General features: G+C 65.7%; 16 protein-coding genes. 8 read left to right on the top strand and 8 right to left on the bottom strand.

The genetic code is table 11. The features are described 5' to 3' along the window. Positions 1–175 precede the first annotated feature (175 nt). From ACIA8C_RS08740 to ACIA8C_RS08725, 4 genes are all read left to right on the top strand, one after another. A complete protein-coding gene (locus ACIA8C_RS08740) occupies positions 176–829 on the top strand; it encodes a transcriptional regulator (protein WP_397132449.1) in 654 nt (217 codons plus the stop codon). Continuing rightward, positions 826–1,788, top strand: a complete 963-nt coding sequence (locus ACIA8C_RS08735; protein WP_397132447.1) for an ornithine cyclodeaminase family protein — start codon at positions 826–828, stop codon at positions 1,786–1,788. The genes ACIA8C_RS08740 and ACIA8C_RS08735 overlap by 4 nt, the downstream gene beginning before the upstream one ends. Beyond that, on the top strand, positions 1,785–2,927 hold the full coding sequence (locus tag ACIA8C_RS08730; protein ID WP_397132445.1) for a DSD1 family PLP-dependent enzyme: 1,143 nt from the start codon (positions 1,785–1,787) through the stop codon (positions 2,925–2,927). Before ACIA8C_RS08735 ends, ACIA8C_RS08730 begins: the two co-directional genes overlap by 4 nt. A 241-nt stretch (positions 2,928–3,168) precedes the next feature. Then, positions 3,169–3,609, top strand: a complete 441-nt coding sequence (locus ACIA8C_RS08725) for a hypothetical protein (protein ID WP_397132443.1) — start codon at positions 3,169–3,171, stop codon at positions 3,607–3,609. 249 nt (positions 3,610–3,858) lie between these two features. On the opposite strand, the gene ACIA8C_RS08720 is transcribed toward ACIA8C_RS08725, so the two are convergent. Both ACIA8C_RS08720 and ACIA8C_RS08715 read right to left on the bottom strand, forming a co-directional pair. Continuing rightward, positions 3,859–4,308: a GNAT family N-acetyltransferase gene (locus tag ACIA8C_RS08720; protein WP_397132441.1), complete on the bottom strand. Its 450-nt coding sequence runs from the start codon at positions 4,306–4,308 to the stop codon at positions 3,859–3,861. Positions 4,309–4,335: 27 nt separating this feature from the next. Next, a complete protein-coding gene (locus ACIA8C_RS08715; RefSeq protein ID WP_397132439.1) occupies positions 4,336–5,334 on the bottom strand; it encodes an ABC transporter substrate-binding protein in 999 nt (332 codons plus the stop codon). A gap of 108 nt (positions 5,335–5,442) precedes the next feature. On the opposite strand from ACIA8C_RS08715, the gene ACIA8C_RS08710 reads away from it, so the two are divergent. After that, positions 5,443–6,312, top strand: a complete 870-nt coding sequence (locus tag ACIA8C_RS08710; RefSeq protein ID WP_397132437.1) for a LysR substrate-binding domain-containing protein — start codon at positions 5,443–5,445, stop codon at positions 6,310–6,312. 75 nt (positions 6,313–6,387) lie between these two features. Here the strand turns inward: ACIA8C_RS08710 and arsM are convergent, their stop codons facing one another. Beyond that, a complete protein-coding gene (gene arsM, locus ACIA8C_RS08705; RefSeq protein ID WP_397132435.1) occupies positions 6,388–7,245 on the bottom strand; it encodes an arsenite methyltransferase in 858 nt (285 codons plus the stop codon). A 114-nt stretch (positions 7,246–7,359) separates the two neighbouring features. On the opposite strand from arsM, the gene ACIA8C_RS08700 reads away from it, so the two are divergent. Further along, a complete protein-coding gene (locus ACIA8C_RS08700; protein WP_397132433.1) occupies positions 7,360–7,722 on the top strand; it encodes an ArsR/SmtB family transcription factor in 363 nt (120 codons plus the stop codon). Positions 7,723–7,767: 45 nt separating this feature from the next. Continuing rightward, positions 7,768–8,211: a pyridoxamine 5'-phosphate oxidase gene (locus tag ACIA8C_RS08695; protein ID WP_397132431.1), complete on the top strand. Its 444-nt coding sequence runs from the start codon at positions 7,768–7,770 to the stop codon at positions 8,209–8,211. On the opposite strand, the gene ACIA8C_RS08690 is transcribed toward ACIA8C_RS08695, so the two are convergent. The 5 genes from ACIA8C_RS08690 to ACIA8C_RS08670 all read right to left on the bottom strand — a co-directional run bounded on the left by ACIA8C_RS08690 (position 8,212) and on the right by ACIA8C_RS08670 (position 11,827). Continuing rightward, the gene (locus tag ACIA8C_RS08690; protein ID WP_397132429.1) at positions 8,212–9,087 is read right to left on the bottom strand and encodes a hypothetical protein; all 876 of its coding nucleotides are present in this window, start codon (positions 9,085–9,087) and stop codon (positions 8,212–8,214) included. Between the two features lie 104 nt (positions 9,088–9,191). After that, entirely contained in the window at positions 9,192–10,103 is a 912-nt protein-coding gene (locus tag ACIA8C_RS08685) for a family 43 glycosylhydrolase (RefSeq protein WP_397132427.1), read from the bottom strand. Positions 10,104–10,135: 32 nt separating this feature from the next. Further along, positions 10,136–10,522, bottom strand: a complete 387-nt coding sequence (locus ACIA8C_RS08680; protein WP_397132425.1) for a hypothetical protein — start codon at positions 10,520–10,522, stop codon at positions 10,136–10,138. Between the two features lie 79 nt (positions 10,523–10,601). Next, positions 10,602–10,919, bottom strand: coding sequence for a hypothetical protein (locus ACIA8C_RS08675; RefSeq protein WP_397132423.1), 318 nt, complete (start codon positions 10,917–10,919; stop codon positions 10,602–10,604). Between the two features lie 65 nt (positions 10,920–10,984). Next, entirely contained in the window at positions 10,985–11,827 is an 843-nt protein-coding gene (locus tag ACIA8C_RS08670) for an SDR family NAD(P)-dependent oxidoreductase (protein ID WP_397132421.1), read from the bottom strand. Positions 11,828–12,066: 239 nt separating this feature from the next. On the opposite strand from ACIA8C_RS08670, the gene ACIA8C_RS08665 reads away from it, so the two are divergent. Continuing rightward, positions 12,067–13,806: a protein-arginine deiminase domain-containing protein gene (locus ACIA8C_RS08665; protein ID WP_397132419.1), complete on the top strand. Its 1,740-nt coding sequence runs from the start codon at positions 12,067–12,069 to the stop codon at positions 13,804–13,806. Positions 13,807–13,939: the final 133 nt, after the last annotated feature.

Below are 13,939 nucleotides of genomic sequence, written 5' to 3'. Positions count from 1 at the left end.
GCGGGCAGCGGCGCGAAATAGTCAGTGGCTGCCCGGCCGAACGGCCGGGTGGCTTTGTCGCGCCCGGTGTGTGACACTTTGTTCAGAACTGGACACTTTGTTAAGGAGTCATCGGGATGGTTGCGGCGCACTTGCTGGTGGCGGCACGGCGGGGCATCTTCGGGGCGGGCGAGAAATGAGCACCGCGGACGCGGTGTTCGGCGCGCTGCGGCCCTTGGTCGATGGCATCGCCGCCACCTTCGGGCGCAGTTGCGAGGTGGTGCTGCACGACTATCGCGACCCGGAACGGTCGGTGGCCGCCGTCGCCGGTTCGGTCACCGGCCGCGAGGTCGGCGATGCTATGAGCGAGATCGGGTTGCGGGTGCTTGCCGCGGGCACGGAGGCGCGCAACGAGGTCGGCTACCTCACCCGCGCCCAGGACGGGCGGCTGCTGAAATGCACCACACTGCCGCTGCACGACGTCGACGGGACGCTGATCGGCGCCTTGTGCATCAACATCGACGTCTCGGCGATCAACCGGGCCACCGGTGTGCTTTCGGATCTGCTCGGGCTGTCCGTGGTCGCCGAAACACCCGTGCCGACAACGGATTTCTCCGGTGAGCTCGACCAAGTGCTCGAGTCGCTGATCGAGCGGGCCGAACGGATCAACGCGGTCCCCGCCTCGGCGCTGGGACGCGACCAACGGCTGGAACTCGTCCGTTCGCTGAACGACGCGGGCGTGTTCGCGCTGCGCGGCGCGCCCGCGCGGGTGGCCAAGCGCCTCGGGATCTCCCGGACCGGCCTCTACAACGACCTGGCCACTGTGAAGAAGGACAGCGAACAGCCATGACCGACACCGTCTTTCGGGCAAACCGCCCACCCGCCGCCGCTCCGGTGTTGCTCACCGAGTCCGAGTCGGCGTCCTTGATCGACGAGGAACTCGCCTTGCTTGCTGCGCGCGAGGCATTCCTGGCAAGCACGACGGGGACGGCGTTTCCCGTGGTGATCGGGCAGGTTTCGGCCAACCGTTTCACCCTGAAATCCGGTACGGCGGGCGACCTGGTCGGCGTCAAGGTCGGGAGCTTCTGGCCCGGCAACGACAAGATCGGGGCACCGCGCCACAACTCGACCATCGTGCTGCTCGACCCAGCGACCGGCCGCCTTGCCGCCGTGGTCGAGGCCGGGACCGCCAACGCTTATCGCACCGCTGCCGCGGACGCGCTCGCCGTCGACACGCTCGCTCGACCCGACGCACGCACCTTGACCGTCGTCGGCACGGGCAACCAGGCGCTGTATGAGGTGCGTGCCGTCACCCGGGTGCGACCGATCGAGCAGGTGTTCGTGGTCGGCCGCCGCGCCGCCGCCGCCCGCGACCTGACCCGAGATATCAACGCCTACACGGGTTTACCCGCCGAACCTGCCGAGACACGCGTCGCGGTCGCCGCCGCCGACATCGTCGTCACCGCGACCACCGCCCGCGGTCCGCTGTTCGACGCCGGGTGGATCGCACCGGGCACGCACATTTCCGCGATGGGTGCCGACGGTCCCGGCAAGCAGGAACTGCCGCCGGAGCTGTACGACCGTGCGCGTTTGTTCTGCGATCTGTCGGACCAGTCCCGCACCATCGGCGAATTCCAGCACGCGGGCCCGGTCGTGCCGACCCCACTGGGCGCCGTGCTCACCGGCGCCGCCGAGGGCCGACGTTTACCCGGCGACATCACGGTGTTCGACAGCTCGGGTTTCGCTCTGCAAGACCTCACCCTCGCCGCCGCATTGCTGCGCAGGCACAACACGCAGGAATTCTTGTGATCACGCTGAATACTCCCGACACCCCCTTCGCCGTCGTCGACACCAACCGACTCGACCGCAATATCCAACGGCTGCATAAACACTTGGACACACTCGGCGTACCGCTGCGCCTCCATGTGAAGACCAGTAAGTCCATCGACGTGGCGCGTCGCGTGCACCTCGCCGGACCAGGGCCGATCACCGTTTCTACGCTGAGCGAGGCCGAGTATTTCGCCGATGGGGGCTACGACGACATCCTTTATGCCGTGGGTATCGACCCGCACAAACTGCCCCGCGTCGCCGCACTCATTCGCCGTGGCGTCGCCCTCACCGTCCTGCTCGACAGCCCGGCCCAAGCGCAGGCCGTCACGGAGTTCGCCAACGAACACGGTATTCGGATTCCCGCCTTGATCGAAATCGATTGCGACGGTCACCGTGGCGGTGTCTTGCCCACCGACACCGCCTTGGTCGAGATCGGCCGGATCCTCGTCGGCAATCTCGCCGGCGTACTCGGTCACGCGGGCGAGTCCTACTTCGCTTATACGCCTGACGCTTTGGCGAAATCCACCGACAACGAACGCGATGCCACGGTCGCCGCCGCGAGCGCTCTGCGCGCCGCCGGACTTTCCTGTCCGATTGTCAGCGTCGGATCGACTCCCACCGCGCACGGCGCCACCGACCTCGCCGGGATAACGGAGGTCCGAGCCGGAAATTACGTCTTCTTCGACCTCGTCATGGCGGGCATCGGCGTCTGCACCCCCGAGGATCTCGCCCTGTCGGTGGTCGTCACCGTGATCGGACATCAACCCGGCAAGGACTGGATCATCACCGACGGCGGCTGGATGGCCACCTCGCGCGACCGCGGCACCCAGCGCCAGCCGATCGACCAGGGCTATGGACTCGTCACCGACCTTGCGGGCCAACAGATTCCGGACCTGCTGATGACCGGAGCCAGCCAGGAACACGGCATCCTGTCCCGCAGCCCCGGCGGCACCGGCGACCTCCCGGACCTCCCGATCGGCACTCGCCTGCGCATCCTGCCCAACCATGCCTGCGCCACCGCTGCCCAGCATCACCTCTATCACGTGATCAACAGCGCGACGAGTACATCCACCCCTCCCGCAATTGACGCAGTGTGGATTCGCCACAACGGTTGGTGAAATCCTCGGTTTATGGGCTTGCACAACAAGGGGTTTCACCAAACGACCACGAGGCCGACGATAGCGGGTAGGTCGGTATTTTTTGTGGCGGATTTGTGGAGATTTCGAGCAGCGCTGGTGTGCATTTCGCGGCGATCCGGCAGGCCCATGAAACAGGGGTATTGAAGGTGTGAAATTGCTGTGCGACAGTTCTGGGTTCCCTCGAATTCGGGGAAATCCGTTGTTGCAGAAGGGGTTTATCGTGCATTATTCGAACAGACCGGTCGCCACCGTCGCGGCGCTCGGTGCACTGGCCGCGGTCGTCGCGTTCGCCGCGCCGCAGGCCGGGGCCACCGTCACGAGCCTCGGGGTCGACACCGGGCAGAGCTTCGGTAGCTCGGCGGGGCCCACGGGCACCAGCTGCTCGTACGCGGTCGTCGCGAAGACGGATCCGGGCCAGGAGGTGGTCTTCCTCGACGAGGTCGACGCGCAGGTATCCCACGGGGTCTTCCGGCCCGCCGTCGTGACCGCGGACGCCGCGGGCGTGGCACGCAGCACGTGGATCCCCAGGCAGAAGGGACAGCACAACATCTGGGTGGTCGAATACCGGTCGGACGACGATTACGACGCCTACTCCCATGATGATCCCATCACGGTCGGTACCGGTATCAACATCGGGCCCGCGTGCGTCGTACTGCCGTAACGGGTTTCGGTCCGCGGGGCGTATGCGCGTACACCTCGAAATGAGTTGTGCACCTGCATGTTCGGACCAGGTGTAAGTCAAACCGCCTGGGCGGCAACGGGCATCGACCCACCGAGCTGCCTGCCGACCGCAAGCACTGGATCGGCAGGCAGTCGGGGAGGGTCAGAGCAGCCCGAGGCGGCGTATTTGCCCACCAGCGCGTCGTCGAGGTGCGAGATCGTGCGGCTCACCGCGGCCGCAACGGAGTAATCAGCCCAGCGGCTTGTGGAAGATGAGGAAGTCGCACGGGGTGGCGAGGAGTGGCACCAGGTGCGGATAGTCCTGCTCCAGTTCACCCTTGCGCTCGAGCACGTAGCCGAGGCGTAGGTACCAGGTGCGCAGGGACTCTTTGACCGGGTGCGCCCACCCGCGTGGAACGAGCAGTTCGAGCTGAACGGTCTCGGCACCCTGTGCGGCGCACCAGTGTTCGGCGTAATCCACCAGCGCCCGGCCGAGTCCGTTACCTCGCTGTGCGGGCGCGCATGCCAGCATGCCGAATTCGCCTACGCCAGCGCCAAGTTGCTGCACTCGCACGGCCCCGGCGATCCGGCCCTCGGTGTCGCGAGCCGCAACGATCTCACCCTTCCGGTGCGGTCTCGGCCGGGTGGCCGCACCCCCCGCCGGAACTTGCCGACGAGCTACGGGACTGATTCGGGGCACCGCGGGTGGCCAACTGCGGTAAGCGGTTCAGGTATCCAGCAGGTCGGGGGCGATGATCTCCTCGACCCTCCAGCGGCGTGCCGACAGCCCCTGCTCATGGTGATAGCCGAGGAAGGTGTCCAGGGCCTGCCAGTTCGCGGACATGCCGTAGGGCCACCAGTCCGCGCCGAACAGCCGGTCGTTCTGCTCGAGCAGCGCGTTGATCCACGGCACCATCAGCGGCGCTTGGTAGAGCCTGCGGAACCGTCGGTAATGCTCGGCGCCAGCCTGTTTCGCTTCGAGGAAGGCGGTGTAGACGGCGCGCGCCAGGCCCGGGTGCTGGTCGAGCAGTTCCCGTCGCGCCACGACGGTGTGCATGATCGGGAAGTTCCCCGTCCGCCGGTAGTAGTCGCGTTCGATCGGCTCGTAGTCGGGAAACAGCCGGACGATGTGCGGTGAGCCGTCCAGGAACGGTTGCGGCACATTGGCGGTGAACAGTGCGTCGATCTCGCCGGAATCGAGCATGCCCGACAGTGTCTTGCCCGCCGGTGTCGCGGTGATGTCGAGGTCGTCGGGGTGCGGGTGGCTGGTGAAGGTGAACGGCGGCGCGGGATGCTCCAGCCCGCCGATCACCCAGCGGTTGCGTTCGGGCCGAAAACCGTACTCGTCGGCGAGAATTCCCTTGATCCACACGCCGGGATCTTGACCGTACACACCGAATTCGCCGATCGTCTTGCCGACCAGGTCGGCGGGCCCGGTGATACCGCTGTCGGCATTGACGAAGACCGCCGAGTGCCGGAACATCCGCACGGGAAAGGCCGGAATGGCCACCAGCGGCACACCCTGGTCGAGCGCTCGTAGCAGGAACGTCAGGCCGAATTCCGACACATCGACCTCGTCGTGCACCACCCGCTGGAATATCTCGGGCAGGGTCGCCGCGGTCGACATCGTGGTGCTGCGGGCGCCCCGCACCGTGACCGATCCGTCGAACAGGGCCGCGGTCGTGTCGTATCGGAAGCACCCGATACTCAGGTCCAGATCCTTCATGTGCTGCTCTTTCCCTTGGCTGACTTGCCCTTTCGATCCTCGTGCCGACCCGAGTGCGCGGCCAGCACCGTTGTGGTTCGCTCGATACCGGATCGGTATGGTGAGGCCGTGGACTTGCGTGGCCTTCGGTACTTCGTCGCCGTCGCCGAGGAACGACACATCGGCAGGGCCGCCGCTCGGCTCCGGATGACCCAGCCACCACTGAGCCGGGCCATGCACCACCTCGAGGCCGACCTCGGCGTTGCCCTGTTCGCCCGCACCCCGACCGGGGTCGAGCTGACCGAAGCGGGCCAGCTCCTCTACACGGACGCGCGGCCGCTGTTGCAGCAGGCCGAGCGCATGGCGGCCCGCGTGCGCGCCACCGCGGGACGCGCCACCCTGACCGTGGGATCCTTGGCCGACACCGCGGAACTCGTGGGCGGACGGATCGCCTCGGCGTTCCGGGAACGCCACCCGACCGTGTCGGTGCGTATCCACGAGGCCGACCTAGGCGATCCAAGCGCCGGCCTGCGGGCCGGGCTGGTCGATGTCGCGCTGACCCGATTGCCGTTCGAGGACAACGGCTTACGCAGTCATGCCCTACACGCGGAACCGATCGGCATCGTCGTCCGCGCCGACGACCCGCTCGCCGGAAAACCCGCGGTGCGCCTGGCCGACCTGCGCGAGCGGCGATGGGTGCAACTGCCGCCCGATACCGATCAGATGTGGCGCGCGTACTGGACCGGCGCACCGGCTGACTCCGGCACCCCGATGCGCACCATCCAGGAGTGCCTCCAGGCGGTGCTGTGGAACGGTATGTCCGCCCTCGCCCCGCTGGATCAGGTGATACCCGCCGGGCTGGTCACCGTTCCCGTGCTGGACCGGCCACCGAGCACCTTGGTGCTCGCGTGGCCGGCCCTGCGCCCAGCTCCGCTGGTCCGCTCGTTCGTGCGGATCGCCGCCGAGGTCTACCGCGGCACGGACAGACGACGCGACTGAGCACGGACGGTCAGCACCGCAACGCAGCCAGACCGTGTTGCGGCGTGCGCCCTGATGCCGGGGGAGCGCCGCGTATTACGGACTGTCCGAAGTGGTTCCGGCAGTGGCCGACTCGGGTGGGCAGCATCCTGGTGCGCAGCACGCACCCGCTGGTTCCGCTGATCCGGTCGAGTCGGGGACGGGCTTGGTAGCTTTGATGATCGCGGAGTGCATCCCTTCCGCGACGGGGTGAGTGGAACTGATCTCGATGTCGGTGAATCCGGCGATGCTGAGGTGGTCTCGGTATTCGGTGAACGACAACGCACCGGCGATGCAGCCGACGTAGTCGCCGCGTTCGGCGCGCTGATCCGAGGTCAGGTCGTCGTCGGCGACGACGTCTGCGATGCCGATGCGGCCACCAGGGCTGAGGACTCGGGCCATTTCCGCGAAAACGGCGGGTTTGTCGACCGACAGATTGATCACGCAATTGGAGATCACGACGTCGATAGTGTTGGCGGGCAACGGGATCGCCTCGATGTTTCCCTTGAGGAACTCGACGTTACGCACGCCGGCCGCTGCGCTGTTCGCCAATGCCAGCGCCAGCATTTCCTCGGTCATATCGAGGCCGTACGCCTTGCCGGTGGGTCCGACGCGGCGCGCGGACAGCAGCACGTCGATCCCGCCACCGGAGCCGAGGTCAAGGACCCGTTCGCCCGCACGTAGTTCGGCGACCGCGGTCGGGTTGCCGCAGCCCAATGATGCCGCGGCGGCTTGGATCGGGAGCTGGTCGCGGTCGTCCGCGCCGTACAGACTGGCGCCGAAAGTTTGATCCACGGCGATGGGGTCGGTCCCGCAACAATCCTCGGCGACCCCGCCCGCGGTCACCGTTCGCGCTGCCTGCGCGTATCGGGTGCGGACGGTTTCGCGGAGTTCGATCTGCTGCTGGTCTGTCATGACATCACGTCCCTGACTTGCTGGAATATCGGACACCCACCGATACGACCTGCTTGTATCGATGAATGTCGATACAGCTTGCGCCATTGGATCGAGGTCTGTCAATATAGATGTGTGTCTAAACAGGATCTGCCGCTGCTCGCCTCGACCGACTGCTGCGACAACACCCTCGCCGCGCCGCTCGGTGTCGAGGCGGCCGTGCAGTTGGCGGGGGCGTTCAAGGCGTTGGCCGATCCCGTGCGGCTGCGGTTGCTGTCGTTGATCGTCTCCCGCCCCGGCGAGCAGATCTGCGTCTGCGAGCTGACCCCGCAGTTCGAGCTGTCCCAGCCCACCATCTCGCATCACCTCAAAGTGCTTCGCGAAGCCGGCCTGATCGACTGCGAGCGCCGCGGCACCTGGGTCTACTACTGGGCGATTCCCACTGCACTACACCGACTTTCCGATGTCCTGACCGTCACGACCGCATCACCGGCATGAGCGAATGAACGGCGGGTTCGACATGCGCATCGGTAGCATTCGGCTGTGACTGATATCGCGGACTTCGCTCGGCTGTGTGCCGGTGATCATGGGCTCTGTGTCGTCTCGACCTCGCGGGCCGATGGCACCGTGCAGTCCTCGCTCGTCAATGCGGGTGTGCTGGCGCACCCAGAGACGGGCGAGGACGTGGTGGGCATGGTGATTCGCGGTGGGACGCGGAAGCTGGACAACCTGCGGATTCGGGGCCGGATGACGGTGGTGGCGCGCGCGGGGTGGGCGTGGGCGGCCGTCGAGGGTTCGGTGTGGATCGTGGGTCCCGACGACGAGGTGCCCGGCATCGACGGCGAACGGATGCGGCTGTTGCTGCGAGAGGTGTTCACCGCGGCTGGTGGCACGCACGACGATTGGGACGAGTACGACCGGGTGATGGCCGCCGATCGGCGTGCGGTCGTTCTCGTTGTCCCGGAACGTATTTACGGCAACGGATAGCTATCCGCTGCCGCCTCGGTAGATGGTCGGCATGGAGCCGAGGTCGGCGAAGCAGAGCGGGTTCTGCCCGTCGGTGCCGAACCAGGCGACATAGGTCATCCCGTTGATGGTCGCGACCGCGGGTGGCCACGGGCTGGTATCGGCGAATTTCCACCGCTGCGACTGGTTTTCGTTCAAATTGTCGATATCGAACAGCAGGTAGATATTGGTGTTCTTGCCGGTGTAGCCCGCCACATAGCGACCGCCGAGGGTGAACAGATTCGGGCCGCCGATGAGCCGGTCGCTGAAGGTGGCTCGACCGGGGGGAACGTTGATTCCGATGTAGCGCGCGTTCAGATTGTTCGCGCTGTCCATACCGGTCCATGCCAGCAGCACACCCTTGGCGGGATGAATGACCAGCCCGGGAGTGTCGATACTGTACTCGGCGGGCTCTGGCGACCTACCGTAGGAACTGAACGGTGGATTCTGCGATTGCACCGCGCTGAGCATCAGGTTGTTCTGCGCGGTGTAGCTCAACCACATCGAGACATTGTCGGACTGCATCGCGGGGCCGCCGATCGGCGGCTGCAGCCATTCCCGTCGATCCTGATAGTCGACGCCGTTGTTCGACCACGCGAGCCACATCTGGCCGTCGGTGCGGGTATAGCCGAGGTAGAGCAGCCCGGTTTGGGCGTGCGAAGCCAATGCCGGGCGCTGCAGACTGAAATCTGACGGCAATGGTTTCGCATTGACAACCCCGTCGGCCTCCATTCCCGATGCGACATACATGGTGCCGTCCTGCGTCGACCACACCAACACCAGCCTGTTGTTGTACACCGTCAATGCGGGCGCGGCGATCGGCTGGTGTGATGGCCAAAATGTACGTCCGGTGAACATAGATTTGCCCCCAATACATTCTCGGAGTTCGAGCCCTATTGGGGAGCGTAGGTAGGGCGGCGCGCGAAGTCAGGAGTTCGTGTCGGCCAGCGGACCGGCGCCGCTCAGACCCGATCCGAGTCGATGGCGCCTAATGCCTGGGGATCGCCGGAGGGTAGCGCGATATCGGTGTCCAGCGATAGCGGCTGGCCGAAAGCCGGGGTGCCGTCGGCATTCCAGGTGAACTTCTGCGCCCGCGTGGTCCGCCCGCCGTAGGTGTACACACTGGTGTCTTTGGCGTGATACACGAGCCAGTCCTCGCTGCCGTCCGGACTCTGGAAGAACCCGTTGGAACCCGGCCCGAAGACGTCGGCCGGGTCGTTGCGGGTGAACACCGCGGCCGGGTGCTGGTACCAGTTGGCGGGCACCAGGGGGTCCGCCCCCGGCGGGAGCGAATGCATCCACAGCTGATAGTCCGGTTTGCCGGTGTCGCAGGTGGAGTAGACCAGGTAGGTGGTGCCGTCGCGCTGGATTATCGCGGGCGCCTCGCGAACCTCGGTACATCCGCCTGCCGACGGCAGGAACACCGCGCGTCCCGATACGGTGACCGGGTCACTCATCGGCGCGATGTGCAGTAGGTTGTTCGGACCGCTCCAGAGCAAGTAGTACTGATCGGCGAGCCGCAGCAGTTCCGGATCGATCGCCCACGCGTCCGGCGCGCCGAGCTGGCCCGCGAAGGTGTACGGGCCCAACGGATCCGAGTCCACCGACCGCAAAACGTAGAGCCTATTCCCGTCTTTGCTACCGTCGCTTGCGGTGTAATAGAAGTACCACTGCTCGTCGATCAGATGAAAAGACGGCGCCCACATATCCTGATTGCGCGCGGGGTCCTGCTCGACCCACACCGTATTCGGTTGCGCGGCAGCCAGATCGGCCAGTGACGACGCTTGCCAGATCCGCAAGCTGTCGTTCTGACTGGTCGAAAGGTAGTAGTTCCCCGCGTAATAGGTCAGGAACGGATCGGGCCCCGAATTCAACGGATTGCGAAACGTGCCCCCGCAGTCGGCTGTCAGGGGGTATCCAATGCGGTGGCGGGGACGCCGTAGGGCAGGAACCGGACACGGCGGCGTTCGTCGGTATTGTCGCGATGCGCACGCAGGGCCTCGAGCTCGCTCGGGAAGACCTGCTCGATCCTGGCCTCGCCCGCGTCGTCGATGCTGTAGATGACCCACACCCCGCTGCCGGTTTCGCCGGTGGTCTCGGCCTCCGGTTTCGGCGGGCGCGTGCGCTGCGGCTGCTGAACGAACTGACCGAGCAGCGAGGCCAGCGTATTCGCGCCGGTGCGGTCGATGTACCCGCTGGCCTTCCCGATGAGGTCACGCAGATCGATCCCCGCATCCCGCAACGCGCGCTCGAAGTCTTCCGGATCGATGCCAAAGGGTCTATCGGCTGCCATCACACTGCTCCTGGGGGACGAGTTCGGCTACGCCTTCAGTGTCCTCGCGTAATCCCGGCTTCGCCACGACCAGCAATGATCACCGCTCGAGGGCGGCGAGTTCAGCCCGCGCGAGCGAACGCGATGACGAGCTCGGCCAGCGGCGGGCGGCGTGGCGGTTTTTGCGGTTGGCGGCTCTTTTCAGGTCACCGCGTTCCCTTTTGGCGGCGCGGCCGTTGGGGCCGGAGCAGCAGGTGGTGCCGAATTGGGGGAGTCCCCACTGGCAGTGGGTGTTCGGGGTCTCACGGGTGAGATGCGGCGGGAGATCGCAGGGGCCGTGACGGTGGTCATGAAGCGGTCGGGGGTGGTGTTCGGCGAAGCGGACCCACAGTGGTTTGGTCTTGTCGGTACGGGACATTTCGTTCCTTGGGAACCCGCCGCCGATTCCCGGGCTCTCCGGGATGGGCGGCTAGATTTGCCAAGTCATGACGGCTCCTTTCCCAAGAGCTGTTCGGTTCGGTCCCATAGTTCGCGGGCCAGGTCCGTGTCGTGCGCCTGTCGGTTCATTCGCCTGGCGGGCCTGCGCGCCTCGTAATAGTTGCCGGATTGCCAGTCGACGCCCGGTTGCCCCTCCGCGAGCCAGACCAGTTGGTCGGCCCCTTTGTCCGGGGTGCTCAGCATGGCACGGGTGACGCGGTTGGTGGTGAGGAATTTATGCACCGGGCTGGCGGAATGGGCGCCGAAGCTGGTCGCGACGTTGCCGGGGTGGAACGCGGCCGCGGCGATGCCCTGCGCGTGGTATCGCGCATGCAATTCCCTGGTGAACAGGATATTTTCGAGTTTGGACGCGTTGTACGTCCGGATCGGACCGAAATTCCGGTCGTGGTCGAGGTCGCCGAGGTCAAGCCGACCGGCCAGGCGGGCGCCCATGCTCGAGGTCTGGATCACCGAGGTCCTGGAGGTGGTCAGCTTGTCGATCAGCAGCCGGGTGAGCAGGAACGGCGCCAAATGGTTGACCTGGAAGGTCTTTTCGAACCCGTCGACCGTCTTGGCGGGATCACCGAAGACACCGCCGGCATTGTTGGCGAGTACGTCGATGCGCGGGTAACCGGTGTTCAATTCGTCCGCGAGCTTACGAACGTCGTCGAGGCGGGCGAAGTCGGCGTGGTAGTGGTCCGCGCCGATCTCACGGGCGAGCGCCCCGGTCTTCTGCGGGGAGCGGCCGACGATGACGACGCGGTGCCCATTGCGGTGCAGCCTGCGGGCCGCCGCCGCGCCTATCCCATCGCTGGCACCGGTGATGACGACGATTTTGGAACGATTCATAAGGATTGCTCCCCCTATCGATGACCCCTGGCCCGATTCCCCCCTCGAACCTAGAATGTCTTTCCCGCCAGGGGAACCGGCCGCTCGGATGAATATTTCCGCCTGCTGGCTGGCCGACGTGGCGACTGGTCGGCTACGGCGGGAATAGCCGATCGGCTGCTATTGAGAAGCTGGTCGGCCCCCGCACACCGGACTTTTGGAGGTCGTGGCGTGCCTCGGTCGTACGTAGCGTCGACACCGTGAATCCATATCGTAAGATTTGGTTGTTCGCCGGTATTGCTTCTTTGGTACTGGCCGGTTGTTCGGCAAAGGCCGAGGACGGAATCGTCGCGGATATTCGTGCCGATAGCAATCGGGATGGTGTCGTCGACGGTAATGATGTCGGATCAGGCATCGAAAAAGGTAGCTGGACAGCCCAATACGGCGCGATTGTGCTACCGAATATCGGGGATGTGGCACGGCGCTGCCCGTCGAGTCGAAGCCAAGTGTCCGACGCCGAGCTCGCCGCCTGCCACGACGCCGCCGACGACGTGGCGCGCGCACCCGAATACCTGGCACCGCTGCTGACCAGGCCGGCCGGGCGGGTCGGCGACGGAGCGACCGGCCGAGTGCAACCGGTTGGGCTCGGCGCCGACAAGATCCGGATATTCGTCAAACGTCAAGATGCCTGGGTGCGGCTGCGGCCGGCGGCGACGCTGACCGAAACCGAGCTGCGCCACGGTGCCACACTGGGCATCGACTCGCGAGATGTCGTGCGCGACAAGGCTATCTGGGATGGCTCCGTTACCGTCCGCTTCACCGTCCACGACGGCAATCGAACGGTGTCCGACGATATCGCCCTCCGAGTGGCTCCCGTGCTGCTGCACAGCCACAACCAGAGCGCGGAGGCGTTGGTGGTTCCCGAGAGCGGCGGCGACCCGGAGTATGAGCGCTTCGTCGGCGACCTGACCTCGGCCGCCCAGGCCAGCGGATTGAACGCACCGCTGATCACGGTGAACACCACCGACACCTGGGCACAGGACTTCGTAGAGTTCGGCTATGTATCGATGCCAGGCCCTGGCGGCCGAAATGTCTCGCTGCGCATCGCGATCCGTTCACCGCAACCCGAACGCGAAGGCGGCCGAGCCGTTTTCGATCTCAAAGGACCCGGTATGGGAGCGATTCAACTCGGCGGTGCCGGTGATCGTCACGTGGACTCGTTCGGAAATGTCGAGACGATACCGCCGTATACCCATAACGGGAAGGAGTTTCCGGCAGGACGGGTAGTCATCGGCACCGGGAATCGGAACGACGCCGCCGTGTCGAGTGTCGAACTGCAGAAATTCTTTGCCGCCCAACGGGTTCAGCCGCCACTGATCCTGGACACCACCTGGCTGGTGGTCGGCCACGTCGATGAATTCATCCAGTTTCTCCCGGCATCCTCCGGGCGAGGGTGGCGCCCTGCCGTGACCGATCCCCGGCGCGGTCTGGAGATCCTGCGCGAGCAGCAACGATCCGGTCATGGCGGCGAACGCGCGTTTTCCCGGCCCGACGCGCCCGACCGGACCATCGACGCCGTCCTCGCAGACCAGAAATTCATCGCCGACAACGAACTCGCGGCACGGAAGATCGACGAGAACGTCGAGCGGATGTTCCAGGAGACCGGGACGAAACCCGAAGAGTTCGTGCGCATCCCAGGCCTCTACGAGCTGTCCGCCGGCATAGACGACGAACCGGACGCGCTGGTCAGCTTCTACCCCGGCGCGATCAACGGAGTCCTGATCAACGCGACGAACTACATCGCACCGCGGCAGTGGGGCCCGATGGTCGGTGGGCGTGACGTCTTCGAGGCCGCGGTGACCGAGGCGTATCGATCGGCCGGAGTCGCGGTGCGCTACGTGGACGAATGGGAAACCCTGCACGTGGCGGGTGGCGAGATACATTGCGGCACCAACGTGCTGCGCCAGACCGGGAACCTCCCGATCGCCGAGACCGAATAGGCGAAAACTACCGATGCGATTAGTCCGTGCCACCGCCAGGCTGGCGGCATGGGAATCGAGGATCGAGCAGTGGCGTGCAGCGTCGACCGAGCCGCCACGCTCAGATGTGCGCCGGTCGATCGGATGACGATCC

Origin of the sequence: Nocardia sp. NPDC051321, from assembly GCF_044455225.1 — a bacterium.
In the GTDB taxonomy this organism is placed as follows: Bacteria; Actinomycetota; Actinomycetes; order Mycobacteriales; family Mycobacteriaceae; genus Nocardia.
The sequence above is the reverse complement of the archived record's forward strand: the minus strand, read 5'-3'. Positions and strand labels throughout refer to the sequence as shown.